Origin of the sequence: Pseudoalteromonas sp. BZB3, from assembly GCF_040104455.1 — a bacterium.
In the GTDB taxonomy this organism is placed as follows: Bacteria; Pseudomonadota; Gammaproteobacteria; order Enterobacterales; family Alteromonadaceae; genus Pseudoalteromonas.
Map to the genome: position 1 here is coordinate 1 of NZ_JBECOS010000010.1, position 26,060 is coordinate 26,060.

A 26,060-nucleotide genomic window follows, 5' to 3' on the forward strand; every position below is an offset into this window, starting at 1 on the left:
CGCTACCAATGTAGCTAATGACCCGCTCGGTAATATCTTGAACTTATGTAAAAGTGGTGGGTCATGATGGACTTGAACCATCGACCAATGGATAAAAAGTCCACTGCTCTACCATCTGAGCTAATGACCCGCTCGGATATCTATTCTTAATTAAGTATTGGTGGGTCATGATGGACTTGAACCATCGACCAATGGATTAAAAGTCCACTGCTCTACCAACTGAGCTAATGACCCGCTCGTATATCAAAACTTAATAAGTGGTGGGTCATGATGGACTTGAACCATCGACCAATGGATTAAAAGTCCACTGCTCTACCAACTGAGCTAATGACCCACTTAATGCAACAAGTGATTTGAATCAATCGCCTGCTGCGGGCGCTTATAATACTTATTTAAAAAATGAGTGCAACTGAAATGCGTAGTTTTTTTCAGTTTTTACGTCTAAGCGCCTAATTTTAAACCATACTGGCAAAATATTATGCCATTACATCTTACCAAGACGTTCTGTGGCCAATTTTGCAGCAGTCGTACTTGGGTATTCTTTAATTAGAGTATTTAACAACTCTTTGGCTTTTTCAAAGTTGTTTTCTTTTTGGAAGATAATACCTAGCTTTAATAAAGCATCAGGACGTTTATTTGAATTCGGATAATTACTCACAACATCTTGGAAGTGAATTCGCGCTTGTGCGTCGTTATTCTTGATAGAAAATAACTGTCCTAACCAATAATGCGCATTTGGCATATATACAGAGTTAGGGAAAGCGGTTAAAAAGTTTTGTAATTCTGGAATAGCAGCATCATAACGCTTGTCCTTCATGATCAAAGCAACTGCTCGGTCATAGGCTTCGTTTTCTGATAAATCGCTGCTGATCGCTTGTGAGTTATCAACCACAACATCGGAAGATGTCGTCGCACTAGATTGCTCATAAACTTTAGACACGCGATTTTCAATTTCTTGATACAGCTCTCGTTGTCTTTGTAATACTTTTTCAAGTTTATAACTTTGCTCCTCTGTCACACCCCTTACTTGAGATACTTCATCTTGCAACAAATTAAGTTGTTGCTGGAGTTCGACTTGCAGCAAGTTACGCGTTTTCATCATGCTTTCTAGCTGAGCTAAACGCTGTTCAATTGTTTGGGTTGAATTTGCAGCCTCAGATACAGGAGCGGGAGCAGCCCATACATGGGTGCTCCCGCTCATCATTATGGCTGCCAAAATATATTTCGGCTTCATAATCATTCTTTCAAATTAGTAAACTAAAACCGCACGACGGTTTTTAGCAAAAGCTTCTTCAGTGCGAGACTTAACCATTGGCTTCTCTTCACCGTAGCTCACTACAGAGATTTGGCTGTCAGAAACACCTAGGCTTTGTAAGTATTTAGCAACTGACTTACCACGGCTCTCACCTAGTGCAATGTTGTACTCAGGTGTACCACGCTCATCAGCATGACCTTCGATTAGTACTTTAACACTTGGATTTTTTACTAAGAAATCAGCGTGAGCCTGAAGTAACTCTGCATACTGACCACGAATACTTGATTTATCGAAGTCGAAGTATACGATTTGCTCTTGACGAAGCGCTTCATATTTCTGTTGTAGTTTCTCAGCTGCAGCTTGCTCTGGTGTTAAAGTGTTAACTTCTACATTGCTACCAGATTGTGATGCGTTAGCACCATTATTTTGATTCGCAGCACTTTCGTCAACGCTTGAAGATGAGCTACATGCTGCAAGTGTCATTACTGGTAAAGCGACCAATAAAGCTTTTAAGGTTTTGTTAAGTTGCATCGAGTATATTCCTATATCAAAAATTTATACCAGTAAAACTACTGTAAAAAAGGTGACCATGCTGGTGCCTTAACCTGTCCATCAGTAACAGGTAGACGCGCTTTGAATCTGCCGTCCATCGAAACCAGAGCTAATACCTGCTTGTTATTGTACAAGGTACTATACATAATCATAGAGCCATTCGGCGCAATACTTGGTGACTCGTCTAAACGAGTACGTGTTAGCACCTGGAATAACCCTGAATTTAATTCTTTTTTCGCAATATGGTACTTTCCTAATGTTCTATTCACCATAACAAGTTGCTTGCCATCTGGTGTAATTGAACCCGCCAAGTTCATATCGCCATCAAAGGTAACACGCTTAGATCTACCAGTTTGTAAATTTAACTTATATATCTGAGCATTACCACCCCTTTCCGATGTATAGACTATTTCTTTGCCATTCGGGTGCCAAGATGGTTCAGTATCTATGCTTCTGTGCTTTGTTAGGCGCGTTTCTTTTCGCGTTTTTAAGTCTAATAGGTAAACCTCTGTTGCACCTCCTGCGTCTTTAGAAAGTACAATAAGTAACTTTGTACCATCAGGGGAAAACTGCGGCGCACCATTTATACCCGGATAGCTAGTTATGATATCTCGCTTACCCGTATACAGGTCTTGCATAACGATTTGAGATTGGCGGTTTTCAAAAGTGACATAAGCCAGTTTGGTACCATCTGGTGACCAAGCTGGTGACATTAATGGCTCATTTGAACGAAGCAATACTTGCTCGTTATAACCATCATAATCCGCTACAACCAGTTGGTAAGGCTTATCTGTATTTTCTCGCACAATGACATAAGCAATTTTAGTTCTAAACGCCCCTTTTTCACCTGTTAATGATTCATAAACTACATCACTGATTTGGTGCGCATAGCTTCTAAAACCCGCTTCGTTAATGATCGACTGCCGAGACTCTTGAATATGATCCTGACTTTTCATTAACTGACCATTGGTCATCATACGCGTTTCGCCACCCGTGATTTGCGCTCTTATCACATCAATTAACTCATACTTAACCAAGTAACGACCACCCGGTTGTTGAGTGATAGAGCCGACTAAAACAGCTTCAACGCCTTTAGACACCCAGGCATCGTAGTCAATGTCTTCATCTGTTGAAGGCATTTGAGGCAAATCAGCAAATGAAAGAGGTTTAAATTTACCACTTCGTGTTAAGTCAGCAGCAATAACATCGCTTAATTGCATAGGTAACTCACCTACACCTTCGAATTTAAACGGAACGATGGCAATAGGTCTTGCACTGTCTACCCCTTCGGTAATGACAATTTCAAGAGCCGCAAAAGCATAATTTTGAATAGATAAAACTAAGCAAACTAATAATACTTTGAATCGCTTGAGCATAGTTTTCCTTATAGTTCTGGTTTAATTGTTAAGTTAATGTTCTTGAGTTGTTCAAACACATCTTTATCTTTGGAAACAGGTAGGGTATCCGCTAAACGAATAGCCCTAAGCGCAGCGTCACAAACAAGCTTGTCTCCCCCTAGAGGTTTTACACTTGTTACTAAGCCATTAAAAGCAAGTCGAATATTTACACGACACTCTTTCCCTCTCATCGCTTCATCGGTCAATAAATTTGACTGAATGCGTTGAGAGATTAGTGCCTGAAATTTTTCAACTTCGCCCATCACTTGCTGCTTTCTTAGTTTATTTCGAGCAGCTTGTTCTTGTGCTAGTTGCTCTTGAAGTAGTTGCTCTTCAAGAGCCTTCAAACGTGCTTTTTCAGCTTCTTCTGCTCTGCGCTTTTCATCTTCTTCACGTTTTTTACGTGCAATTTCAGCTTTGCGCAATGCATCTTCTTCGGCTTTTCGCTTATCCGAAGCAGCCTTAGCGGCTTTTTCTGCAGCGAGCTTTTCATCGCGAGCTTTTTCAGCATCCGCTCTTTGCTTCTCTTCAATCTTTTTGGCTTTCTTTGCTTGAGCTTCAGCTTTACGCTTTTCTTCTAGCTTAGCTAACCTTTGCTGCTCCAATTTTTTGATTCGACGCGCTTCAGCTTCTCGCTCTTTTCTGGCTTGTTGTGCACGTTTTTCGAGATCTCTGATACGCTTTTCTTCAGCACGTTTTTTATTGTCTTCTTGCTGCTTGAGTTCAGCAATTTTTTGCTCAACGAGTTTCTGGTCAACCGATACAGCAGAGACCACTTTTTCTTCTTGTTCCTCAACAACTGGATTTAACTGAACCTGCATGACTGTGGGTGTCGGCATTTCAAAATTTGCCGTAACAAACAAAAAACCACCTAGAGCAATATGAAGTAGAAACGACTTAACAAATCCACTGGTTAATGATTCCATGATTACTCCTCAAAAGACTTGGTCATTAACCCTACTGACGGCACGCCTGCATTTTTCAAGAAATCCATGAGTAGAAGTACTTCTTGATAAGACACACGACCCGAGCCTTTTATTAAAACTGGGGTTTCAGGATTTTGCTGAAGTTTAAGTTTGATCACTGCAGCAACCTCAACTGCATCCATAGGCGCCTCAGGATCAGTGCCTACACTCACGTAATAACGACCCTCTGCATCAATACTGGCTATAATAGGTGGTGCTTCTTTTGTTTCCACCAAATCAGACTCTGACATCTTAGGCAAGTCGACTTTTACACCATGAGTAATAAGTGGCGCTGTCGCCATAAAAATAATAAGCAATACCAACATAACATCGATGTACGGCACCACGTTTATTTCTGCAACCGGACGTCGTTTTTTACGTAAGTACATATTACTTGGCCTCTACCGAATTTGCAGCTTGGCGATGAAGAATATTCGCAAACTCTTCCATAAAGTTAATGTAATGACTTTCAAGCTTTTCTACATTCTTTGCAAAACGGTTATACGCCATAACAGCAGGAATCGCAGCGAATAAGCCAATAGCTGTTGCAATAAGTGCTTCAGCAATACCTGGCGCAACCATTTGTAGTGTTGCTTGCTGCACTTCACCCAATGCAATAAAGGCATTCATAATACCCCACACTGTACCGAATAAGCCGATGTAAGGGCTAATTGAACCTACTGTTGCCAAAAATGAAAGACTTGATTCTAGTTTTTCTACTTCTCTTGAAAGTGCCACGCGCATTGAGCGGTGAGTGCCCTCAATGACAAGGCCCGTGCTTTGATTCGAACTTTTCTTTTGTCTTGCAAACTCTTTAAAGCCTGACACAAATAATGCTTCTAAACCTGCTGGGCTACCTGTGCGTGCACTAATTTCGTTATACAACTTACTAAGTTCCATGCCTGACCAAAATTTTTGTTCGAACCTTTTAGTATCATGCATGGCTTTTGAAATAATTGACTTGCGCTGAAAAATAATTGCCCAAGAAGCTATCGACATACCCACTAACGTCAACATAACCAGTTGAACCAATAAACTTGCTTTTAATATAAGATCAATGAAATTTAGACCCGATTCCACGTTGTAATACTCCTAAAATAGTTGTGTTTGGGCATTCAGCGCCATTAGCTTATTCATCGACAATGCCACAAGCCAATAGTTCATTTAGTTTACCCAGACATTGCAGCGCTGACAATCTGATTACTACGAATTGAAGTGATTTAACGACAAACTGTTTAAATAGCATTCTTATCTTACTAACCTACTGGTTTCCTTTCTCAAATTTGATGCTTACTGTTCAAAAACCACTTTAGAATTTACCTTTATGTTGTCGTCAAAGTTTTATTTCAGTGTAATTAATAGTTATCTAACCGAAATAAAAGTTCCATAATAAAATAGCAAAATGAATAGGCGCTTATTTATGAGAAGATAATGCATAAATCAAAGCTCTTATTCAAAATAAATGAATAAACCCTCAAAACCCTATTGGTAATACCAATTTCCAACAATAAAACTAATTACAAAAAACTTGTTCGAAATATATCATTTACTTTTAAATCATACACATAATAAACAACAGGTAGGTTTAAGTTAGTGTGAAAAACAAATAAAAAACCTTTCACATTAGATTTTTTTATCTGAAATCTATAAATTTTCTAGTTTGATAACAAATCATAGAACTCGTATTATATATCCCGTTCCAGTAAGACAACTTACCGAAACAGTTTTTAGCAATATGATTCCTGATTTGTCGTATTGCTTAGTTAGATACAACTTTATGTATTTAATGTTCCCTTATTACTTCCTTCAACTTGTTGTTTTGCCCGCTTTTTTAGCGGGCTTTTTTTTGCCCATTTTTTATTTAAGTAAAATTCAGACAAAAAAAAGCCCGAACATCAGTTCGAGCTCTTGGTATTGAATAAATTAGATTAAGCCTCTTCGCTTTCATCTCTATATTTGTCAGCAGTTTCTTTAATTAACGGCTGTAACTCACCCTTTTGGAACATTTCTAAAATAATGTCACAACCACCGATTAACTCACCTTCAACCCAAAGTTGAGGGAAAGTCGGCCAGTTCGCATAGTGAGGTAACTCAGCACGAATATCTGGGTTTAAAAGAATATCAACATAAGCAAACTGTTCACCACAAGCCATTAGTGCCTGAGATGCTTGTGAAGAAAAACCACAGTTAGGCAATTTAGGTGAGCCTTTCATATATAGAATGATTGGGTTTTCAGAAATTTGTTGCTTAATTTTATCAATGGTTTCCATTTATTAACCTCTATGTGACGATGCGTAGCCATGAAAAATCGAATTCGTTGCGTGGTAAAACACGCATTTTTGGCAAATAAAACAAATAGTCTCTAACTACGCCATTGCTGTTTGCCTAAACTTGAGTAAAATACTCAGGAATTATAGTATCACTATAAAGTTAATTCGTATAGAAATCTGGACCTCAGTAGTCTATGTTTCAGTCGTAATTAGCAAAATACATAACAAATGGAGATAACCATGGCTTTTGAACTACCGTCATTACCTTATGCAATCGATGCGCTAGAACCACATATTTCTAAAGAGACTTTAGAATTTCACCACGGTAAGCACCACAACACTTATGTAGTGAAATTAAATGGTTTAGTTGAAGGTACTGACTTTGCAGAGAAAACTCTTGAAGAAGTAGTATGCAGCTCTGAAGGCGGCGTTTTCAATAACGCAGCACAAATCTGGAACCACACTTTCTACTGGCACAGCCTTGCACCAAATGCAGGTGGCGAGCCAACTGGTAAGGTTGCTGAACTAATTAATGCGAAATGGGGCTCATTCGCAGCATTCCAAGAAGCTTTCAACGATAAAGCAGTAAACAACTTCGGTTCAAGCTGGACTTGGTTAGTACAACTAGCTGACGGTTCACTAGATATCGTAAATACTTCAAATGCAGCGACTCCTCTAACAGAAGAAGGTGTAACGCCTATCCTAACTGTTGACCTTTGGGAACACGCTTATTATATCGATTACCGCAATGTTCGTCCTGAATACCTAAAAGGTTTTTGGGCACTAGTTAACTGGGAATTTGCTAACAGCAACCTGGCTTAATATCTCTTTCATTGCAGATAACTGAATAAAGGCGTCTATGGACGCCTTTTTTATACTTCCCTCTTTGCCATTCATCAATTAAATATCTGGATTTTTTAGGCAATTTCCTAATTTCATGTCTAAGCTTTAGTTATACCTTTTACTATTAAATAGTTTCTCATTCTAAAGCTCACACAGGTTATTTGGAGGTCGTTATGACAATATTCGAACATTATCAAGCCAGATATGAAGCTTCCCAAGAAGAAGAATATTCAATCGCTGAATTTCTAGAAATCTGTAAGAACGATAAATCGGCGTATGCAAGTGCAGCAGAACGATTACTCATGGCTATTGGTGAGCCTGAGATGGTTGATACTTCAACAGATGCAAGGTTGAGCCGGTTATTTTCAAACCGTGTAATTGCTCGCTACCCAGCTTTTAGCGAATTTTATGGTATGGAAGAGGCCATTGAACAAATCGTTTCATATTTAAAACATGCTGCGCAAGGTTTAGAAGAATGTAAACAAGTACTTTATCTTCTCGGCCCGGTTGGCGGTGGTAAATCGTCGATTGCAGAAAAATTGAAATATCTAATGCAGCAAGTTCCTATTTATGCCATCAAAGGGTCTCCAGTTAACGACCACCCCCTTTCTTTGTTTAATCCTGTAGAGGATGCAAACTTACTAGAGAAAGAATATGGTATTAAGCCTCGTTATTTAAAAACAATCATGTCTCCTTGGGCGACTAAGCGCTTACATGAGTTTGGTGGAGACATCACTCAATTCAAAGTCGTTAAACGCTATCCGTCTATTTTAGATCAGGTTGGGATTGCGAAAACTGAACCTGGTGATGAAAACAATCAAGACATTTCTGCTCTGGTTGGTAAGGTAGATATTCGAAAACTTGAACATTACGCACAAAATGATCCAGATGCTTATGCATATTCAGGCTCACTGTGTTTGGCAAACCAAGGCCTTATGGAGTTTGTTGAAATGTTCAAAGCACCGATTAAAGTGCTTCACCCTTTGTTAACTGCAACTCAAGAAGGCAACTACAACGGTACAGAAGGCATTTCAGCGCTTCCATACAACGGCATGATATTGGCGCACTCCAATGAGTCTGAATGGCAAAGTTTTAAAAACAATAAAAATAATGAGGCATTCTTAGATCGTGTATACATCGTAAAAGTGCCGTATTGCTTGAGAGTGTCTGAAGAAGTCAAAATTTATCAAAAACTTTTAGATAATAGCGAACTCTCTTCAGCGCCCTGTGCACCAGGCACCCTAGAAACCCTTGCAAAATTCGTTTCGCTCTCAAGATTGCAAGAGCCTGAAAACTCGAGCATTTATTCTAAAATGCGAGTATATGATGGTGAGAGCTTAAAAGACACAGATCCAAAAGCTAAGTCCTACCAGGAATATCGCGATTATGCGGGCGTTGATGAAGGTATGACGGGGTTATCTACTCGCTTTGCATTCAAAATTCTATCTCGCGTGTTTAATTTCGATCATGCTGAGGTTGCGGCCAACCCAGTTCATTTATTCTATGTGCTAGAACAACAAATTGAGCGTGAGCAATTTAATGCAGAAGTACAAGAGCGTTACTTAAGCCACCTAAAAGGCTACTTAATTCCTCAGTATGTTGAGTTTATTGGCAAAGAGCTGCAAACCGCTTATTTAGAGTCGTACTCGGAGTACGGTCAAAATATATTCGACCGCTATGTCACTTATGCTGACTTCTGGATCCAAGATCAAGAATACCGCGACCCTGATACAGGGCAGCTATTCGATAGAGCGGCTTTAAATGCAGAACTTGAGAAAATAGAGAAACCTGCCGGCATTTCTAACCCGAAAGATTTTAGAAATGAAATAGTTAACTTCGTATTAAGAGCTAGAGCGCACCATAACGGTGAAAACCCTGTTTGGACAAGTTATGAAAAATTACGCACTGTCATAGAGAAGAAAATGTTCTCTAACACAGAAGATCTTCTGCCTGTGATTTCATTTAATGCCAAAACGTCTGCCGAGGATCAGAAGAAACACGAAGACTTCGTAAATCGTATGGTTGAAAAAGGTTACACAGAGAAACAAGTTCGCTTGTTATCTGAATGGTATTTAAGAGTTAGAAAGTCTCAGTAAAGCGTGAGTTCTTGGAGGGTGATTTATGGCACATTTTATAGACCGTCGCCTGAATGGGAAGAATAAAAGTACGTTGAATCGTCAGCGCTTCATTAGACGGTATAAGAAGCAAATAAAAGAAGCAGTATCAGATGCAATCAATAAGAGAAGCGTCACAGATATAAGCAGTGGTGAAAGTATTTCAATACCACAGCGTGATATCAGTGAACCTGTTTTTCATCAAGGAAAAGGGGGGGATCGTGATATGATCCACCCTGGTAATGATCAATTCAGTACTGGCGATAAAATACAACGCCCCCCTTCTGGTCAAGGAGGAGGTGGCGGCGAAGGTGAAGCTAGTGATCAAGGTGAAGGTCAAGATGACTTTGTTTTTTCAATCTCGAAAGATGAGTATCTTGACCTGTTGTTTGAAGACTTAGAACTGCCTAATCTTCAACAAAGTCAACTTGATAAATTAGTGCAAATGAAAACCCACAGAGCAGGCTTTTGTAATGATGGCATGCCAAGCAATCTAGATATTGTTCGTTCCCTGCAAGGTTCATTATCTAGAAGAGTTGCTATGTCTGCTGGGAAAAAACGTCGATTAAAAGAGGCTGAAGAAGAGCTTAAGGCATTATTAAATGAAAGCGTGCCTCCAGAACATCAAATTAATAATCTTAAGTTAGAAATAGACGAGCTTAAACGTAAGATCGCAGCCGTACCTTTTATAGATAATTACGATTTGCGTTTTCGTAATTACGAAAAGCGCCCTCACCCAACAAGCAAAGCTGTTATGTTTTGTTTAATGGATGTCTCAGGTTCAATGGATCAGGCTACTAAAGATATGGCAAAGCGTTTTTATATTTTACTTTACCAGTTTCTAACTCGTACCTATAAAGATATTGAAGTCGTTTATATTAGGCATCATACCCAAGCAAAAGAAGTCGATGAACAAGAGTTTTTTTATTCTCAAGAAACGGGTGGCACCATTGTCTCTAGCGCACTTAAACTCATGGATGAAATAGTTAAAGAGCGTTATTCGCAAGGTGATTGGAATATCTATGCAGCGCAGGCTTCTGACGGAGACAACTGGGCTGATGATTCACCACATTGTACAGATATTCTTACCAATAAACTGCTTAAAACGGTTCGTTATTACGCTTATATAGAAATAACAACTCGCGCTCACCAAAGCCTTTGGCGTGAATATCAGGGCATTGCGCAAACGCATAGCAACTTTGCCATGCAGCATATTCGAAGTGTTGAAGATATTTATCCAATCTTCAGAGAGTTATTTAAAAAGAACCAAAAACAACACCAAGGCGCTGCTTAGTCTTAAGGAGGGGTTATGACATATAATCCGATCAACGATGGTCCTGACTGGACATTTGAACTACTTGAAGAGTACCAAGCTGAAATTGCTCGTGTAGCAGAGTTTTACCGTTTAGACACCTATCCTAATCAAATTGAAGTGATCACTGCTGAGCAGATGATGGACGCATACTCAAGTGTTGGTATGCCCATCGGTTATAGTCATTGGTCTTACGGTAAAAAGTTTATTCAAACTGAGCAAAATTATCGCCGAGGTCAAATGGGCCTAGCGTATGAGATTGTTATTAACTCTAACCCTTGTATCGCTTATTTGATGGAAGAAAACACCCTGCCCATGCAGGCACTTGTGATGGCACATGCCTGTTACGGACACAACTCTTTTTTCAAGGGCAACTATTTATTTAAGACCTGGACAGATGCATCTTCTATCATAGATTATCTACTATTCGCCAAAAATTACATTTCTGATTGCGAACAAAAATATGGTATTGATGAAGTAGAAAACCTAATTGATTCTTGCCATGCGTTGATGAACTACGGTGTTGATAGATATAAACGACCCCAACAGATTTCAATGTATGAAGAACAAAAGCGTCAAAAGGAGCGGGAAGACTACTTACAATCTCAGGTAAATGAGCTTTGGCGTACCATTCCTAAAAACCAACAAGAAGAAACGATAGATCAGCCAAGATTCCCTTCTGAGCCACAAGAGAATATTCTATATTTTATTGAGAAAAATGCACCATTACTGGAGTCATGGCAACGGGAAGTTATCAGAATAGTTCGAAAAATATCGCAATATTTTTATCCGCAAAAACAAACTCAGGTGATGAATGAGGGATGGGCGACATTCTGGCATTACACCATCCTAAATCACTTATATGATGAAGGAAAATTATCTGACGCGTTTATGCTAGAGTTTTTGCAAAGTCACACTAATGTTGTTTTTCAACCGCCTTACAATAGCAAATTCTACTCCGGTATAAACCCCTATGCGCTTGGTTTTAATATGATGACAGATATTAGGCGTATTTGCGAAAACCCAACTGAAGAAGATAAACGTTGGTTTCCGGAGTTTGCCGGTGCAGATTGGCTTGATACACTGCATTTTGCTATGCAGAACTTTAAAGATGAAAGCTTTATTAGTCAGTTTTTATCCCCGAAACTAATTAGAGACTTCAAACTCTTTACCATTATCGACAAACAAAAAGCGCCACATTTAGAGGTCGGTGCTATTCATAATGAAGAAGGTTATCAAAAGGTTCGCTCTGCTCTTTCCGCACAGTACAATTTGAGTAACCATGAGCCCAATATACAAGTCTATAACGTTGATGTGAGAGGTGATAGATCTCTCACACTTCGCTACGTGCCACAAAATGGTATTCCACTTCATGACTCAAAAGCAGAAGTGATTAAACACCTTTATAGACTTTGGGGTTTTACTGTTCGACTTGAACAAGTGAATGAATCGGATATGGTTGAAACAATTGCACAATGCCCTAAAGAAGAAGATGTAAAAAAGTAAGCTGAACTTAATCAGCTTACTCTTTCATTTCTTTACTAAAACAAGCAACGCGGTTACGCCCTGTTTCTTTAGCGTGGTATAAAGCAATATCAGCCGCTTCAATCCATTCCTCATGTTTTTGGAAATCGCTTGAAAAAGTAGCGACTCCAATACTGACAGTGACTTTAATAACTTTATCATCATAAAAAATGGATGATTTTTCGATTAAAGAACGCAGTCTATCAGCGAAAATCACTGCCCCCTCTTGAGGGGTATCGACTAAAGTAACTGCAAACTCTTCGCCACCATAACGACCAGCAGTATCCGATTCTCTTAACGTTTTCTTGAGCAGGTCAGAAATATGTCTAATTGCTTCATCACCGCCACCATGACCATACTCATCATTGATTTTCTTAAAGAAATCAATATCAAACATTAATAAGCTACTGGCGCCTTGGCTTCTTTGTAATCTTAGAAACTCTTTTTTAAGTTGATCTTCCCAGTAACCTCGGTTTGAAAGCTTAGTTAAGCTATCTGTTCGGCTCATTTTTTCAAGCTGACGGTTAGCAAGCTCAAGGTCTTGCTTGTTCACCGCCTCATCTGTCACATCGTATATTATTAGGCAAATATGGCTCACTTCACCTGTAAGCGTGGTCAGTGGTATTATGGTTGAATTCTGATACATATGTTCAGCTTTACCAGTGATCGGGCGGTAATTTTTAAACCTAAAAATATAAGGTTGCTGCTCCCAAATAGTGAAAGAGCGATTTTTTAAAACAAAAACTGGCTCAGTTTTACTTCTGAACCACTTCTCATCAAGGCTTGGAAATAAATCAAAAATATCTTTGTCTTTTACCGCACTCGGTAATAGCCCTGAATGGTTTTCCATAAAACCATTCCATACACAGACCTGATAATTTCTGTCTAACACAACTAGACCGACGTCAACTGTGTTGAACATATCCATCAGCCAGTGAACTTCATTCATGTCAAAATCTGCAGCAGGCATATGATTATTCTTCTAGTAAATAAGCAACTTTATATTTGAGGGTCTTTATTGAATCCTCAGTAAATAACAGCATCAGGTCGCACTTAATATCGTGATCTTCAATACCGTAGCTAATCTCAATCGCTAATGTTCTTTGCCAACGACCTTTATTAGCTTTAACCAGATCTGACACTTCACAATGTTGACCCAATACAACCGGGTGTCCTTGACTAAATGGCATATCTAGCTGGCGAGACAATCCTGATAAAATAGCACCAATTAATATGTTGCTAATATCCATCAAAAGCTCTAACTCAACCTTATTATTTAATTCCCCTGAGTAATTCATTAAAGAGGCGATTTCTTTAAAGCTGGAGTCATTTAATAATAGCAAGGCTTCACCAGACACGCCGCCGCCGATAAACCCCTGACATACGCCAGATGTCGATGCATTGGCATCAATGGCTTGAAGCGCCATGTGAAGTTCGCTCACTTCCAAGACATTAACATTTGGTATTGGTAATTCAACAAACACATTTAGTAATCGTGCAAGTAAATCACCTGCTTGACCCATTGCTACGTTGGTTAATTCTTGATAAATGTCTCGTAATTCAGAGTCTACTTGTTCACCTAATTTATGAACTAAGCTTTCACGAATTGCTCTATCCCGAATACCATGCTGCTCTATGATTTCTATCAGCTTTTCTTTATCACAGGGTTTTCGAATAAAATCAATTGCACCTAAAGACATCACACGTTCATGGGCATTTGGCTGAATATCACCAGAAACAACCACTGTAAGCACATTTAATTGCTGCTCATTGATAGCTTGAAGTACTTCGTAGCCGTCCATATGTGGCATGTTTAAATCTAGGAAAAGTATTTCTGGAGAGAACTGTTTGATTTTTTCAAGGCAGTCTAAACCGTGCTCTGCAAATTCAACTTTGATATCCCAGTCTTCTGGTAACGAACGGGCCAATTGCCGACGCGCAAGTTTGGAATCATCACAAATTAATACCAATGTTGACATAAAAGCTCTCTTCACTGTTGAACTACAAGTTACCGTAATTCACTTTTGATTATAATTATTTGAAGTGCAGAACGATTGCAAATGTTAATAAATTTGGCTTAGATTTACAACGCAATTATTCTTAGTAACATATTGTTTGATTATAAGTATAATACAGTTGAAACAATTAAGTTAACCCAATAAGGAATACTTTATGCTGAAAAAAATCATACTGGCATTGAGTTTAGCTTCATCAGCCACTCTTGCTCTAGAAATTGAAGAGAATCAAATCGATAAAGGTAAAGTATTTGCACAAGGTAAAGAAGTTACTTTGTTGGGTAAAGGCGTAACAATTGGACAGCAAGCGCCAAATTTCAAAGTAGTTGATGCTCAGTTCAAAGCGGTTACATTAAATGATTTTTCAGGCAAAGCGGTATTAATAAGCATAGTGCCTAGCCTTGATACCGGTGTATGTAGTTTACAAACTAAATTCTTTAATCAAGAAGTCGCAGACAAATACAACAACATAGAAATGCTCACCATCAGTGCTGACCTACCATTCGCACAAAAACGCTTCTGTGCAGTTGAAGGCATAGATAAAATCCAAACGCTATCCGACTCAGTTTGGCGAGATTTCGGTCAGCAATATGGGCTTTATATTAAGGATATGGGCCTTTTGAGCAGGGCTATTCTGGTTTTAGACAATGAGCACAAAGTGACATATAAACAACTAGTGTCAAACCTTGCCACAGAGCCAAATTACGAAGAGGTTATCACACACCTCAATCAGCTATCTGGGAAAACGACAGAGCTCAAAACTGACACAGAATAAAACTTAAAAAGCCGCGAATGCGGCTTTTTAATTACTGGCTAATAATCTAGGAAATTAACCTAGTAATTCACCTAGCTGAGCGCTTACCGCTTCTACAGCCTGAGTACCATCTAAACGGTGGTACTGAGTATTGCCCTGCTCCGCTTCTGCTTGGTAGTAATCAACTAGTGGTTTTGTTTGGTCGTGGTAGATACCTAAACGCTTACGCACTGTTTCTTCAACGTCATCATCACGAATGATAAGGTCTTCACCCGTTACATCATCTTTACCTTCCACCTTAGGTGGATTATAAACTACATGGTAAACACGACCTGAACCAGGGTGAACTCGACGACCGCCCATACGCTCAACAATGATCTCATCTGCAACGTCAAATTCAATAACGTGGTCAATAGCAATGCCATTGTCTTTCATTGCATCCGCTTGAGGAATAGTGCGTGGGAACCCATCTAGTAAGAAACCATTTTCGCAATCAGCTTTAGCAATACGCTCTTTCACTAGACCAATGATGATTTCATCAGAAACTAGCTGACCTGCGTCCATTACTTTCTTAGCTTCAAGACCCAGAGGCGTGCCCTCTTTGATTGCAGCACGTAGCATATCACCTGTTGAGATCTGTGGAATGCCGTATTTGTCCATTAAAAATTGAGCTTGAGTGCCTTTACCTGCACCCGGCGCGCCTAGAAGGATGATGCGCATAGTGTGTTCCTCTTATTCGGGAGTTTATTTGAAGTTGTTGGGATTTTTTCACAAGCTGCATGTTATCTCAAGCAACTTATACTAATTGCTGATTAACTGCACAAAAAAAGGGGCCAAAGTGATACTTTGGCCCCTTTAATATTCAATTAAGCGGCTACTTGCTTAAATCAAGCATTAGCTTGTTAAGTTTCGCTACGAATGCAGCAGGATCTTTTAAGCTACCGCGCTCTGCTAACAAGGCTTGGTCTAGTAATACATCAGACCATTGTGCAAATTTCTCTTCATCTTGCTCAACGTTTAAGTGTTTCACAAGTTGATGTTCAGGGTTTAGTTCAAAGATTGGCTTTGCTTCTGGTACTGCTTGACCCACTGATTCCATCAGTTTTTGCATTTGCGAACTCATGTCGTTGTCATCGACAACCACACAGGCCGGAGAATCAGTCAAACGGTGTGTGAAGCGCACTTCTTTTACTTTGTCGCCTAATACTGTTTTAATGCGCTCAACTAAGCCTTGAATTTCTTTTTCACTTTCTTCTTGCGCTTTCTTTGTTTCTTCGTCGTCTAAATCACCTAGGTCTAAGTCACCGCGAGTAATTGATGCAAACTGCTTTTCGTTGAATTCTGTTAAGTGATTCATCATCCACTCGTCAACGCGATCAGCCATCAATAGTACTTCGATGCCTTTTTTGCGGAAGATTTCTAAATGAGGAGAGCTCTTAGCTGCTTCAAAGCTATCTGCAACAACATAGTAAATCTTATCTTGGCCTTCTTTCATACGCTCAATATATTGCTCTAAAGACACATTTTCAGTGCTTCCGTCAGTATGTGTTGAGCTGAAACGAAGTAGTTTCGCAATGGCTTCTTTATTTGAGATATCTTCAGCAGGACCTTCTTTTAATACCTTACCGAATTCATTCCAGAATGTTTGATACTCTTCTGGTTTATTCTTGCCCATCCGGTCAAGCATCTTAAGTACTCGAGATGTACAACCTTTGCGGATCGCTTGAGTGATCTTGTTATCTTGAAGAATTTCACGCGATACGTTTAGTGGTAAATCGTTTGAATCTAGTAGACCTTTCACAAAACGAAGATAGCTTGGCATAAACTGCTCAGCATCATCCATAATGAATACGCGTTGCACGTAAAGTTTCAAACCACTTTGATGGTCACGGTTCCATAAATCGAATGGTGCTTTTTTAGGAATATAAAGCAAGCTCGTATACTCAGTCTTGCCTTCTACTTTGTTGTGAGCCCACGTTAGAGGCTCTTCCCAGTCATGACCTACGTGCTTATAGAACTCTTTGTATTCTTCGTCAGACACTTCTGATTTGTCACGCGTCCAAAGCGCTGTCGCACGGTTGATTGCTTCCCACTCGCCTGGTTGCGCCGGGATTTTCTCACCGTCAGGGCCTTCAGACTCTTCAACTGGTTGCTTATACATTTCAACAGGAATTGAAATATGATCTGAATACTTAGTTACAATGCTACGTAAACGGTACTCTTCTAAAAATTCTGTTTCGTCTTCACGTAAATGAAGGATAATCTCTGTACCGCGCGATGCTTTCTCAACTTCAGCCAGTGTGAATTCACCTTCGCCTTTTGAGTGCCACTCTACAGCTTTTTCTTCACCTGCTTTACGTGTTACAACCGTTACTGCATCAGCAACAATAAATGCTGAATAGAAACCAACACCAAATTGACCTATTAATTGTGAGTCTTTTGCTTGGTCACCAGATAAGTTTTGGAAAAATTCGGCAGTACCCGACTTTGCAATCGTACCCAATGAGTTGATCACTTCTTCGCGGGTCATGCCAATACCGTTATCTGAGATAGTCACGGTTTTTGCGTCTTTATCGGCACTGATACGAACGCGTAAGTTTGCATCACCCTCGTAAAGGTCACCGTTTTGCAGCGCTAAAAAGCGAAGCTTGTCAGCAGCATCCGATGCGTTTGAAACCAATTCACGTAAAAAGATCTCTTTGTTTGAATATAAAGAGTGGATCATTAGGTTTAGTAATTGTTTGACTTCTGTTTGAAAGCCTAATGTTTCTTTTTGAGCTGTGGTCATCTTTATCTCCGATTAAACCAGTATTTGCACAGTGTTATGAGGTATATGGGGCGAGGAAAAATAACTTCAAGAGGAAATTTGAAATTTTTTGCGCTGCAAAGACTACAGCGCAAAAAAAAGCATGTTTAGTTTTGAACTTGGGGCTTCCAACTATCTGACCAAGCATTGAACAATGCTTTCACAAGCGATGCCATTGGGATTGCAAAAAATACCCCCCAAAAGCCCCACAAACCGCCAAAGAATAGCACTGCAACAATAATAAATACTGGGTTCAGGTCTACCGCTTCAGAGAATAAAAGTGGAACTAAAACATTACCGTCTAAGGCTTGAATGATCCCATACACAATCAAGATGGTCCAAAATTGCGTATCTAATCCGAATTGGAACATGGCCACCGCCGCAACCGGAATAGTCACTAACGCTGCTCCTACAAATGGAATAAGCACAGAGAAACCAACTAATGCTCCTAGTAGCGCCGCATAGCGTAAATCTAGAATCCAGAACGCGACAAATGTGGCAGTACCAATGATGAGAATTTCTAGCACCTTACCACGAATGTAGTTCATGATCTGATGATCCATTTCATGCCAAACTTGTTGTATCAGCTTTCTATCTTTTGGCACCAATACAGACATACTTTTAGTAAGTACATCTTTGTCTTTTAACATAAAGAAAACCAATAATGGCACTAAGATTAAATATATCATCCAAGCGACAATATCTTTAATGGAGGTTAATGAGAACGATAAGATTACTTGGCCTGCTTCAAGAATTTTATTCTCTGTACTGGCAACTAATGCTTTTACTTGTTCACCTGAGATAAGCGTGGGATATTGATCTGGAAGATGTAAAAGTAAGTCTTTGCCCTCTTCTAACATCACTGGCGCTTCTTGTAATAAATTACTTAGCTGTTGCCATAATACTGGTATAAGCCCCAATGCCATGGTCAGCAACACGCTAGAAAAAAGTAAAATAATAAAACTTGTTGCTAACACACGGCTTTTTATAACATTTTCAATTTTAGCAACTGGCCACTCTAATAAATATGCAATAACCAAAGCCACCAATACAGGAAGAATAAATGGGCCAAATAAATAGAGCGAAACAGCCAGGCCTAACACAATAAACAAAAGCGTGACAGAATTAGGGTCAGAAAATTTATTCTTGTACCACTTTGAAACAAGTTCAAACATATTAAAGATTCACCTCTATATAAGGATAAGGTTTAGCATCATGATGCTGAGTGTAGCTAAATTTTTTTGCTTCTAAAAAAGCTAAAATGTCATTTATCAGTTGCTTTCTTTCATAAATAAAACATACAGATCGTTTCTTCGCTTCTGCTTGCTTTAACTGAAGTTTAAATTGCACAAATAACTGTGGACACTGATAAGTACTTAAATCAATTCTTAAACACATAACTGCTTTACCAAGTTTCACCCGCGATAGTGTAACACTAAAAAATTACACATAACCATCTACAAAGTAGATAGCTCTGCAACAATCGTTTATTCTATAAATAGTTTTATTTTTCTATACGCGTATTTATGGCAAGAGTTAACAACAAAGCAAAGCTACCTGATAACCCGACATTAAAAGACATCAACTGGTACAAAAAGCAGCTTAATTGGGGTGAGCTACCGCCTTTCTATCATTTAGTTGCTTCATCTGTAAGTGAGAGTGACGGGCTTTTCCAACATGGGTTTGATAATGCAGTGACTCGCCTAGTTGATAAACGTAACTGGAATTTAACGATTCTCGATGGTGAAGAAGATGATAATGGCAACATCTTTTGTGAAAATAAACCTAGAATAGCCATAGACCAAGTGTTTACTGACCGTGGGTTTGAGTTATGGGCACTTCCATACGCAAAAGATAAACCCTTAGAAACTGATATGTTAATTAAAGACAATAAGTTTCTAGAATTTAATACTTGGGACCCTCACTCGATGAAGACGTTACTGCGCTTCAATCAACTTCATAAATTTATTGCATTCTATTTCGAGCGTGGCGATGTTGCAGACAAAGCCCTTATCCTTCATTCTCATAAAGTAGTACATAAAATTATTACGTATCTAAAAAAAGAAATGAACGTTGTTACAGTTAAAGGGGTCTCAATAAAAGAATTCTATCAACTGTGCGAAAAAGACAGCCGCATGTGTAGTGATGAAATTGACTTAGCTCAGATCATGCTCGGACTTAGCGGCAATAAGGAATAACATGCTCAAAAGCTTATTGCTGAGTGGTTTGCTCAGCACTATGCTACTGTTTTCAAGTAGTTCAAACGCCCAAACAGACTTTAAATTGCCCGACTTAGGATCATCTGCTTTAGAAGTGCTCCCTATAGATAAAGAAAAAGCCTTGGGTAAAGTCATGATGATGCAGATAAGAGGCGGGTCACCACTCGTCCAAGACCCTGTTTTGGATGAATACATATCTTCTCTTGGCAATAAGCTGGTTGCAAATGCCAATAATGTGCGTTTTCCTTTCACATTCTTTATGATCAACAATCAAGCTATTAATGCATTTGCTTTTTATGGTGGTCATGTCGGTATTCATACCGGCTTAATTGCGCAATCAGATAACGAAAGTCAACTTGCCTCGGTGCTAGGTCACGAAATTGCTCATGTTACTCAAAGACACCTAGCGAGACGTTTACAACATCAAAAAGATAATTCAGCAATGACTGTCGCAGGTATTGTCACTGGCATACTTGCAACGATAATTGCGCCTGATGCTGGCATGGCAATCCTGTCGGCAAGTACTACTCAGGCGGGTTTAAGTCAATTGTCTCACAGTCGAAAAGCTGAGCAAGAAGCAGATCGCTTTGGGATGCAAACCTTACATAACGCAGGATTCGATCCCTCTCAAGCTGGTGCCTTTTTAACAAAATTGTCAAACCAAGTACGTTTTCAAACCAAACCGCCTGCATTTTTACTGACTCACCCACTGCCTGATTCTCGGGTTTCAGATGTGAGATTAAGAGCGCAACAATATCAACCAAGGCAAATACAGCCAAGTCAAGACTTTAACTTAGCTAAAAGCCGTGTCATTGCAAGATATCAATTAGACAGCAAAGATGCTCAAGCTTTTTTTGAGAATGAAATTCGGAAATCAACTTCACTAGATAAAAAGCATCTAGAATACGGTCTTGCCATCAGCTTACTAGACCAAAAACAAGCTAAAGAAGCTGAAAAAATATTGCTGCCCCTACTTGATGACGAGCCTAACAACTTATTTTATTTAGATGTTTATACCGATATTTTAATTAGCCTTGGGCAATCGGAACAGGCGGTAGAAGTATTAACTAAACATAATAATTTACGACCAAATAATCAGGTATTGGCTTTAAATTACGCCAACTCAGCAATTAAAGCGAAGCAGTATGATATTGCTGAGCAAACCCTAAAATTATTTCTACTCGATGAGCCAGAACATTTACTTGCCAAAGAATTGCTCACTGAGCTCTATAAGAATAATGGCAACCAGGCTGCTTATTACGAAGCCAAAGCAAGTGTACTCGCTTCTTACGGTGCTTTCCTCAAAGCAGCTGATGAGGTACAACGTGCACTAAATCATGTTGATACTTTAGAAACCGTCAAGAAAACCAGACTCAAAGCGCTTTTAAAACAATATAGACAGATGCAGAAAGAGCTTGCCAAACTTTAAGTCTTTGCCTCGTTCACTTAAAATACGCAAAATTTAATTTAGGAAATGAATATGTCTGTAACCATTTATCATAACCCGCGTTGTTCAAAATCACGAGAAACGCTCGCTTTACTAGAAACGAATGGTGTGACACCAGAAATCGTTGAATATTTAAAAACGCCCGTTGATTTAACCACTTTAAATACTTTACTTGCTCAGTTAGGTTTTGAATCAGCGCATCAACTTGTCCGCAGTAAAGAAACACTTTACAAAGAATTGGGTCTGAATAAAGACACTGATGAAGCTGCCCTTAAACAAGCAATGTTAGAGCACCCTAAACTGATTGAGCGCCCTATCGTAGTGAAAGGCGATAAAGCAGCAATTGGTCGTCCACCTGAGTCTGTGCTGGCTATTCTTTAATGTCCACATTATTGGTTTTGTTTCATTCTAGCCACGGCTCTGTAAGAGCCATGGCCAATGAAATTGCAGAAGCTGCAGAGGCACAAGGCGCAACCGTGTTGCTTCGCACTTTCGAACAACGAGAAGCTCATGACATCGTCGTCTCAAAAGAAGACCTGTTGCGTTGTGATGCACTTGCATTTGGAACACCAACTCGGTTTGGCATGATGGCAGCACAAGCTAAACTATTCTGGGAAACAACCAGTGATATATGGTTAAAAGGTCAGCTAATTGACAAGCCGGCTTGCGTATTTACTTCTTCAAGTAGTATGCATGGTGGTAATGAGGCAACATTACTTAACTTGTCGCTACCATTGCTACATCATGGCATGATGTTATTAGGTGTACCCTATGATGTGCCTGAATTATCTCAAACTACCACTGGTGGCACACCTTACGGTGCCAGTCATGTTGCAGGCACTGCAAATACATCAATGCTCAGTGAGACAGAAACGAAAATCTGTCGCTCTGTTGGAAAACGTCTCATTACAATTGCTGAAAAATTAAAATGACATCTGTAGAAAAAAAACCGCTAACTAAGCGCTTTCAAAATATGGCTTTAACAGGCTACGTAGGCTTGCTGATTTTAATGCCACTGTGGTTATTTGTACTTTCTCCTAGAGAAGCTCACAGTCTTGGGTTTATGTTTACGGTATATATTCTTCCCCTACTGTTACCCTTAAGAGGATTCATAAAAGATAACCCTTACACATACGCATGGGCAAACTTTATCGTATTGATTTACTTCTTGCATGGATTCACCTTATTGTGGATTGCAACTGATGAACTACTTTGGGTGCTGTTAGAACTACTCTTTGCAAGTTTGATGTTTGTTGGCTGTACTTATTACGCGAAACATAGAGGCCAAGAACTGGGGTTAAGAATTCGTAAGCTTAAACAAGATCTCGCTGATGAAAAAGCAGCACACGAGCATACTGAAGATCGTGATTGATACCAATCCTTAATATTCAGTTTAAATATAGAAAAAGAGCACCAACTGGTGCTCTTCTTATTTGTAGTCTGCATTTTAAAACAGAAGATAAATTAACTTGTTAAGACGGTAAATAGTACAAGCAGTGATAACATGATTTGCAAGCTCGTACTCAAATAGGCTTTTCCGTAAAGAAGCTTTAAAGACCACGGGTGACGTTTAACCGGATACAAGGCCCCTTTTTTAATTTTCCGAGATAGCGTAATAAGCGCAATGCTCAAGATAGAAAAAAGCCAAACACTTTCACTTTTATAATCAAAAGTATCACTAAAGAATAACGACAGCTGAAGTGGAAATGCAAAACATACTATTGCCACGAATATGTGCACTAATCTGATTTTATTATATTGCTCCCCTTCTGACAGCTCTTTGATACCACGCTGTTCAAGCGTCTTCTTCGCGATAAAAGCACCATGCTTCAGTGCTAAACGATAAGGTGTTTGCCCTAACTCATTAACAACTTTTGCCTTACAATCATGCTTAAATAGCAAAGCTATCATGGCTGAAGAATTAGATAGAACTGCGAAGTGCATTAATCCATTTCCCTGTTCGTCTTTTTGGCTAAGGTCTTGTGAATCAATAAGTTGTTCCACAATACTCACAAAGCCCTGCTCGATAGCATACATAAATGCATTTTTGCCATGCTCGTCAACTAATGTGGCCCTTGCACCTTGCTTAATATATTCAATAAGTTCTGCTTGTTTTACATGCTCTGAGGTGATCAAATTGAGCAGAGCTTGTTCTAGTAGGTTTTTAACTTCATCTTCATCAATTAAATGACTTAGTAAATTAAAAACAGGTTCTTCTGTATTAGTTTGAGCAAGTAAATATTGTGTCGTTTCATCCAGGCTTTGCAAACAGTCAGGAAGAAGTGCTATCACAGGTTCTTTTAAAACATCTTGTCGCCAACAGGTGAGTAGTTGTTTTGGTGACAAATTTACGCCATTTTGAATCGTCCAAAGTATGACATCAGCCATGACTTTATCAGACAACAACTCGAAAAAGTCAGGGTCTGAAACACAGTTGAGCTGGGCGTTAATTTGGCTGTATTGCGCTAGACGCTGAATGAGCATTAACACGATTGCTTGATGATCGAGCCCTGCCTGATTGAAATGAGAAACCAGCATTTCCGTATACGTGCGGTGTTCTTCTTCATATTCATCGATATGTTGAAAATGACAGGCTTCAAATGGGTCTAGTGGCTTAAGCCAAATCAAATAGAAAACTGGCGGTAAAATGGTACTTTCAACGCCTTGCTCATCAGTTAAGGTCTGACATTCAGGCCAAGCTTCTAGTGCATCGAGAATGAATGCGCCATTTTGCTCCGCAAGCCCTTTAAGAAGTAATGGATATTGTGCAGGCCAAATTAAAACTTTTTCCATCAATTACTCACAAAGTTTGAAGCTATATGTATTAATCTTAAATGCGCAAATCATAGCAGCTCATATATAGAAAATCTTATTTTTTCAGTTGAATTCAAGGTATCTTAATGAAACTTTCGAAATTATAATGACAATATAATTTTAAACCGATTTAAGGGCCCTATCATGGCATCAACTAAATTCGAGACTTGGCAAGTCATCCTTATCATTATTGGTGTTCTAGGTATTATTTGGAGTAATATCGCGCTGCTTAAGTACTCAGCTAAATATGATATAAAGAAGAAAATTGATAAGCAGATAAAACCAGATAATGAAAAAGAAGAGTAAAGCTTACATCCTTTACTCTTCCTGAATACCTTACACTAACCAATGCGCCATTAAAGCAATCACCGGTAATGTTACTAACGTTCTTAGAATAAAAATTGTGAATAATTCTAGGATGTTAACCGGGATTTTACTCCCCAGAAGTAGAGCGCCAACCTCAGACATATAGATAAGCTGTGTCACACTCATTCCTGCAACAATAAAGCGTGTTACATCGCTTTCAATACTGCTGGCAGCAAGAATTGAAGGAATAAACATATCTGCAAAGCCAACAACGATAGTTTGTGCAGCTTGGGCCGCTTCTGGTACTTGTAGCAATTCAAGGTATGGAACGAATGGCGTACCTAAATACTGAAAAACTGGCGTATATTCAGCAATGACCAGTGCAAACGTACCAACAGCCATCACCACTGGAAGCACGGCAAACACCATATCTAGTGCGTTGGTCATCCCCTCTTTCAATGTACCTTTAACACCTGGTGCTTTTTCAGCCTTCTCTAATGCTACAGATAATGCATGTTGAAACAAGGTTTTACCTTCTGGTACTGCTTCCGCATCGTGCGCAGGCTCAGTGCCATCAATATAAGTTGATTTTTTAAAGCTTAAAGGCGGTAATCGAGGCACGATAATCGCAGCAACAAAACCCGCTAAACATACGGTTAAATAGAAAGGGGCAAATAAATGTTCAAGCTTTACTTGGCCGATTACTACTAAGCAAAAAGTAATCGAAACAGCAGAGAAGGTCGTTCCAATAATGGCAGCTTCTTTTTGTGTATAGTATTTTTCTTCATATTGACGGGCTGTCATTAAAATACCGACACTACCGTCACCTAACCAAGAAGCCACACAGTTAACCGCACTTCTACCAGGCACTCCGAACAGTGGACGCATTACTTTTGTAAGCAAAGTACCCACCAGTTCTAATAAACCGAAATTAAGTAATAAAGGTAACAATAATCCCGCAAGTACAAACACAGAAAAGAGCACTGGTAACAGGTCGTTCAGTACCAAGGCACCGGTATGCTCAGAATGGATAAAAACAGGACCTACTTTAAAAAAAGTCATTAATATAAATGCTGCACCCAATAAACGGGTCACTAACCAAACCCAACTGACATCAAACAAATGTTTAAACAGCGAGAACTGCATCAGAGCTTTTGGTTTCAATAGTCTAGCGACTAGACTTAAAACAGCTGTAACACACACAACTCCCACAATCATGGCATGAATAAAAGGTGAAACAAAAGCCTGTAATTCTTTAGCTAATTTTGCAATGGGGATAGTCATTCCCTCACCTTCTGAGACCGGTGTCATAAACAAAAATACACCGATTAAAGAAGGTACAATAAACGCAAACAAAGTACGCCAGTGCACTTTATTTTGTTGATAAGGTTGAGTTGTCATTATTATTTACCTATAAAAACGCAGAAAAGAGCCGAAGCTCTTTTCTGTTCTTTAAATATTACTTGT

At 39.2% G+C, this 26,060-nt stretch carries 25 protein-coding genes and 3 tRNA genes; 11 read left to right on the top strand and 17 right to left on the bottom strand.

All coding sequences use genetic code 11. The annotated features are described in order from the left end of the window. Positions 1 to 54: 54 nt before the first annotated feature. The 10 genes from ABMY35_RS10300 to ABMY35_RS10345 form a co-directional block, all read right to left on the bottom strand. Positions 55 to 130: transfer RNA gene (locus tag ABMY35_RS10300), tRNA-Lys, on the bottom strand. A gap of 28 nt (positions 131 to 158) precedes the next feature. After that, positions 159 to 234 (bottom strand) — tRNA-Lys (locus ABMY35_RS10305). Positions 235 to 258: 24 nt separating this feature from the next. Then, positions 259 to 334 (bottom strand) — tRNA-Lys (locus ABMY35_RS10310). Between the two features lie 150 nt (positions 335 to 484). Then, the gene (ybgF, locus tag ABMY35_RS10315; protein WP_349286133.1) at positions 485 to 1,234 is read right to left on the bottom strand and encodes a tol-pal system protein YbgF; all 750 of its coding nucleotides are present in this window, start codon (positions 1,232 to 1,234) and stop codon (positions 485 to 487) included. 15 nt (positions 1,235 to 1,249) lie between these two features. Beyond that, complete coding sequence (pal, locus tag ABMY35_RS10320; RefSeq protein ID WP_138482044.1) at positions 1,250 to 1,786, bottom strand: peptidoglycan-associated lipoprotein Pal; 537 nt, start codon at positions 1,784 to 1,786, stop codon at positions 1,250 to 1,252. Between the two features lie 38 nt (positions 1,787 to 1,824). Continuing rightward, entirely contained in the window at positions 1,825 to 3,183 is a 1,359-nt protein-coding gene (gene tolB, locus ABMY35_RS10325; protein WP_349286134.1) for a Tol-Pal system beta propeller repeat protein TolB, read from the bottom strand. An 8-nt stretch (positions 3,184 to 3,191) separates the two neighbouring features. Next, complete coding sequence (gene tolA / locus ABMY35_RS10330; RefSeq protein ID WP_349286135.1) at positions 3,192 to 4,130, bottom strand: cell envelope integrity protein TolA; 939 nt, start codon at positions 4,128 to 4,130, stop codon at positions 3,192 to 3,194. A gap of 2 nt (positions 4,131 to 4,132) precedes the next feature. Next, entirely contained in the window at positions 4,133 to 4,558 is a 426-nt protein-coding gene (tolR, locus tag ABMY35_RS10335) for a protein TolR (protein ID WP_058030082.1), read from the bottom strand. A 1-nt stretch (position 4,559) separates the two neighbouring features. Next, positions 4,560 to 5,249 (bottom strand): protein TolQ, encoded by a 690-nt coding sequence (gene tolQ, locus ABMY35_RS10340; protein WP_349286136.1) that lies wholly within the window; start codon positions 5,247 to 5,249, stop codon positions 4,560 to 4,562. Between the two features lie 848 nt (positions 5,250 to 6,097). Next, positions 6,098 to 6,439, bottom strand: coding sequence for a Grx4 family monothiol glutaredoxin (locus tag ABMY35_RS10345; RefSeq protein ID WP_058030084.1), 342 nt, complete (start codon positions 6,437 to 6,439; stop codon positions 6,098 to 6,100). 240 nt (positions 6,440 to 6,679) lie between these two features. On the opposite strand from ABMY35_RS10345, the gene ABMY35_RS10350 reads away from it, so the two are divergent. The 4 genes from ABMY35_RS10350 to ABMY35_RS10365 all read left to right on the top strand — a co-directional run bounded on the left by ABMY35_RS10350 (position 6,680) and on the right by ABMY35_RS10365 (position 12,214). Beyond that, positions 6,680 to 7,261 (top strand): Fe-Mn family superoxide dismutase, encoded by a 582-nt coding sequence (locus tag ABMY35_RS10350; protein ID WP_349286137.1) that lies wholly within the window; start codon positions 6,680 to 6,682, stop codon positions 7,259 to 7,261. Positions 7,262 to 7,455: 194 nt separating this feature from the next. Next, complete coding sequence (locus ABMY35_RS10355) at positions 7,456 to 9,378, top strand: PrkA family serine protein kinase (RefSeq protein WP_349286138.1); 1,923 nt, start codon at positions 7,456 to 7,458, stop codon at positions 9,376 to 9,378. Positions 9,379 to 9,403: 25 nt separating this feature from the next. Then, on the top strand, positions 9,404 to 10,690 hold the full coding sequence (locus ABMY35_RS10360) for a YeaH/YhbH family protein (RefSeq protein ID WP_349286139.1): 1,287 nt from the start codon (positions 9,404 to 9,406) through the stop codon (positions 10,688 to 10,690). Between the two features lie 15 nt (positions 10,691 to 10,705). After that, the gene (locus ABMY35_RS10365) at positions 10,706 to 12,214 is read left to right on the top strand and encodes a SpoVR family protein (RefSeq protein ID WP_349286140.1); all 1,509 of its coding nucleotides are present in this window, start codon (positions 10,706 to 10,708) and stop codon (positions 12,212 to 12,214) included. Between the two features lie 16 nt (positions 12,215 to 12,230). Here the strand turns inward: ABMY35_RS10365 and ABMY35_RS10370 are convergent, their stop codons facing one another. Both ABMY35_RS10370 and ABMY35_RS10375 read right to left on the bottom strand, forming a co-directional pair. Beyond that, positions 12,231 to 13,202, bottom strand: a complete 972-nt coding sequence (locus tag ABMY35_RS10370) for a diguanylate cyclase (RefSeq protein WP_349286141.1) — start codon at positions 13,200 to 13,202, stop codon at positions 12,231 to 12,233. A gap of 4 nt (positions 13,203 to 13,206) precedes the next feature. Next, complete coding sequence (locus ABMY35_RS10375) at positions 13,207 to 14,211, bottom strand: response regulator (RefSeq protein WP_349286142.1); 1,005 nt, start codon at positions 14,209 to 14,211, stop codon at positions 13,207 to 13,209. A gap of 193 nt (positions 14,212 to 14,404) precedes the next feature. Here ABMY35_RS10375 and tpx point away from each other — a divergent pair, with 193 nt between their 5' ends. Further along, positions 14,405 to 15,022, top strand: coding sequence for a thiol peroxidase (gene tpx, locus ABMY35_RS10380; RefSeq protein ID WP_349286143.1), 618 nt, complete (start codon positions 14,405 to 14,407; stop codon positions 15,020 to 15,022). 54 nt (positions 15,023 to 15,076) lie between these two features. On the opposite strand, the gene adk is transcribed toward tpx, so the two are convergent. The 3 genes from adk to ABMY35_RS10395 all read right to left on the bottom strand — a co-directional run bounded on the left by adk (position 15,077) and on the right by ABMY35_RS10395 (position 18,982). After that, on the bottom strand, positions 15,077 to 15,721 hold the full coding sequence (gene adk, locus ABMY35_RS10385; RefSeq protein WP_138482065.1) for an adenylate kinase: 645 nt from the start codon (positions 15,719 to 15,721) through the stop codon (positions 15,077 to 15,079). 154 nt (positions 15,722 to 15,875) lie between these two features. Further along, the gene (gene htpG / locus ABMY35_RS10390) at positions 15,876 to 17,789 is read right to left on the bottom strand and encodes a molecular chaperone HtpG (RefSeq protein ID WP_349286144.1); all 1,914 of its coding nucleotides are present in this window, start codon (positions 17,787 to 17,789) and stop codon (positions 15,876 to 15,878) included. 125 nt (positions 17,790 to 17,914) lie between these two features. Further along, positions 17,915 to 18,982 (bottom strand): AI-2E family transporter, encoded by a 1,068-nt coding sequence (locus tag ABMY35_RS10395; protein WP_349286145.1) that lies wholly within the window; start codon positions 18,980 to 18,982, stop codon positions 17,915 to 17,917. Positions 18,983 to 19,333: 351 nt separating this feature from the next. Here ABMY35_RS10395 and ABMY35_RS10400 point away from each other — a divergent pair, with 351 nt between their 5' ends. Genes ABMY35_RS10400 through ABMY35_RS10420 form a run of 5 tightly spaced genes read left to right on the top strand, consistent with a single transcriptional unit; the run spans position 19,334 to position 22,845 of the window. Next, a complete protein-coding gene (locus ABMY35_RS10400) occupies positions 19,334 to 20,005 on the top strand; it encodes a hypothetical protein (RefSeq protein WP_349286146.1) in 672 nt (223 codons plus the stop codon). Positions 20,006 to 20,045: 40 nt separating this feature from the next. Then, positions 20,046 to 21,455, top strand: coding sequence for a M48 family metalloprotease (locus ABMY35_RS10405; RefSeq protein ID WP_349286462.1), 1,410 nt, complete (start codon positions 20,046 to 20,048; stop codon positions 21,453 to 21,455). A 51-nt stretch (positions 21,456 to 21,506) separates the two neighbouring features. Continuing rightward, on the top strand, positions 21,507 to 21,854 hold the full coding sequence (arsC, locus tag ABMY35_RS10410; RefSeq protein WP_349286147.1) for an arsenate reductase (glutaredoxin): 348 nt from the start codon (positions 21,507 to 21,509) through the stop codon (positions 21,852 to 21,854). After that, positions 21,854 to 22,405 carry an NAD(P)H:quinone oxidoreductase gene (gene wrbA / locus ABMY35_RS10415; protein ID WP_349286148.1) on the top strand — a complete coding sequence of 184 codons (552 nt, stop codon included), beginning with the start codon at positions 21,854 to 21,856 and terminating at the stop codon, positions 22,403 to 22,405. Before arsC ends, wrbA begins: the two co-directional genes overlap by 1 nt. Further along, the gene (locus ABMY35_RS10420; protein ID WP_349286149.1) at positions 22,402 to 22,845 is read left to right on the top strand and encodes a DUF2069 domain-containing protein; all 444 of its coding nucleotides are present in this window, start codon (positions 22,402 to 22,404) and stop codon (positions 22,843 to 22,845) included. Before wrbA ends, ABMY35_RS10420 begins: the two co-directional genes overlap by 4 nt. Positions 22,846 to 22,937: 92 nt before the next feature. Here the strand turns inward: ABMY35_RS10420 and ABMY35_RS10425 are convergent, their stop codons facing one another. Beyond that, positions 22,938 to 24,266 carry an ankyrin repeat domain-containing protein gene (locus ABMY35_RS10425; RefSeq protein ID WP_349286150.1) on the bottom strand — a complete coding sequence of 443 codons (1,329 nt, stop codon included), beginning with the start codon at positions 24,264 to 24,266 and terminating at the stop codon, positions 22,938 to 22,940. Between the two features lie 165 nt (positions 24,267 to 24,431). Between ABMY35_RS10425 and ABMY35_RS10430 the strand changes: the two genes are divergently transcribed. Further along, positions 24,432 to 24,593: a DUF2897 family protein gene (locus ABMY35_RS10430; protein ID WP_349286151.1), complete on the top strand. Its 162-nt coding sequence runs from the start codon at positions 24,432 to 24,434 to the stop codon at positions 24,591 to 24,593. Positions 24,594 to 24,623: 30 nt separating this feature from the next. Here ABMY35_RS10430 and ABMY35_RS10435 read toward each other — a convergent pair whose 3' ends face one another. Further along, on the bottom strand, positions 24,624 to 25,994 hold the full coding sequence (locus ABMY35_RS10435) for a YjiH family protein (protein WP_349286152.1): 1,371 nt from the start codon (positions 25,992 to 25,994) through the stop codon (positions 24,624 to 24,626). Between the last annotated feature and the right edge of the window lie 66 nt (positions 25,995 to 26,060).

Excerpts from the sequence above, each read along its gene's own strand:
- ABMY35_RS10350 (WP_349286137.1), top strand. The coding sequence starts at position 6,680 with ATGGCTTTTGAACTACCGTCATTACCTTATGCAATCGATGCGCTAGAA.
- arsC (WP_349286147.1), top strand. The coding sequence starts at position 21,507 with ATGTCTGTAACCATTTATCATAACCCGCGTTGTTCAAAATCACGAGAA.
- ABMY35_RS10430 (WP_349286151.1), top strand. The coding sequence starts at position 24,432 with ATGGCATCAACTAAATTCGAGACTTGGCAAGTCATCCTTATCATTATT.
- htpG (WP_349286144.1), bottom strand. The coding sequence starts at position 17,789 with ATGACCACAGCTCAAAAAGAAACATTAGGCTTTCAAACAGAAGTCAAA.
- pal (WP_138482044.1), bottom strand. The coding sequence starts at position 1,786 with ATGCAACTTAACAAAACCTTAAAAGCTTTATTGGTCGCTTTACCAGTA.
- ABMY35_RS10420 (WP_349286149.1), top strand. The coding sequence starts at position 22,402 with ATGACATCTGTAGAAAAAAAACCGCTAACTAAGCGCTTTCAAAATATG.
- ABMY35_RS10355 (WP_349286138.1), top strand. The coding sequence starts at position 7,456 with ATGACAATATTCGAACATTATCAAGCCAGATATGAAGCTTCCCAAGAA.
- tolR (WP_058030082.1), bottom strand. The coding sequence starts at position 4,558 with ATGTACTTACGTAAAAAACGACGTCCGGTTGCAGAAATAAACGTGGTG.
- ABMY35_RS10370 (WP_349286141.1), bottom strand. The coding sequence starts at position 13,202 with ATGCCTGCTGCAGATTTTGACATGAATGAAGTTCACTGGCTGATGGAT.
- tolA (WP_349286135.1), bottom strand. The coding sequence starts at position 4,130 with ATGGAATCATTAACCAGTGGATTTGTTAAGTCGTTTCTACTTCATATT.
- ABMY35_RS10405 (WP_349286462.1), top strand. The coding sequence starts at position 20,046 with ATGCTACTGTTTTCAAGTAGTTCAAACGCCCAAACAGACTTTAAATTG.
- ABMY35_RS10395 (WP_349286145.1), bottom strand. The coding sequence starts at position 18,982 with ATGTTTGAACTTGTTTCAAAGTGGTACAAGAATAAATTTTCTGACCCT.
- tpx (WP_349286143.1), top strand. The coding sequence starts at position 14,405 with ATGCTGAAAAAAATCATACTGGCATTGAGTTTAGCTTCATCAGCCACT.
- ABMY35_RS10375 (WP_349286142.1), bottom strand. The coding sequence starts at position 14,211 with ATGTCAACATTGGTATTAATTTGTGATGATTCCAAACTTGCGCGTCGG.
- wrbA (WP_349286148.1), top strand. The coding sequence starts at position 21,854 with ATGTCCACATTATTGGTTTTGTTTCATTCTAGCCACGGCTCTGTAAGA.
- ABMY35_RS10360 (WP_349286139.1), top strand. The coding sequence starts at position 9,404 with ATGGCACATTTTATAGACCGTCGCCTGAATGGGAAGAATAAAAGTACG.
- ABMY35_RS10425 (WP_349286150.1), bottom strand. The coding sequence starts at position 24,266 with ATGGAAAAAGTTTTAATTTGGCCTGCACAATATCCATTACTTCTTAAA.
- ABMY35_RS10345 (WP_058030084.1), bottom strand. The coding sequence starts at position 6,439 with ATGGAAACCATTGATAAAATTAAGCAACAAATTTCTGAAAACCCAATC.
- ABMY35_RS10400 (WP_349286146.1), top strand. The coding sequence starts at position 19,334 with ATGGCAAGAGTTAACAACAAAGCAAAGCTACCTGATAACCCGACATTA.
- ybgF (WP_349286133.1), bottom strand. The coding sequence starts at position 1,234 with ATGAAGCCGAAATATATTTTGGCAGCCATAATGATGAGCGGGAGCACC.
- tolB (WP_349286134.1), bottom strand. The coding sequence starts at position 3,183 with ATGCTCAAGCGATTCAAAGTATTATTAGTTTGCTTAGTTTTATCTATT.
- ABMY35_RS10365 (WP_349286140.1), top strand. The coding sequence starts at position 10,706 with ATGACATATAATCCGATCAACGATGGTCCTGACTGGACATTTGAACTA.
- adk (WP_138482065.1), bottom strand. The coding sequence starts at position 15,721 with ATGCGCATCATCCTTCTAGGCGCGCCGGGTGCAGGTAAAGGCACTCAA.
- ABMY35_RS10435 (WP_349286152.1), bottom strand. The coding sequence starts at position 25,994 with ATGACAACTCAACCTTATCAACAAAATAAAGTGCACTGGCGTACTTTG.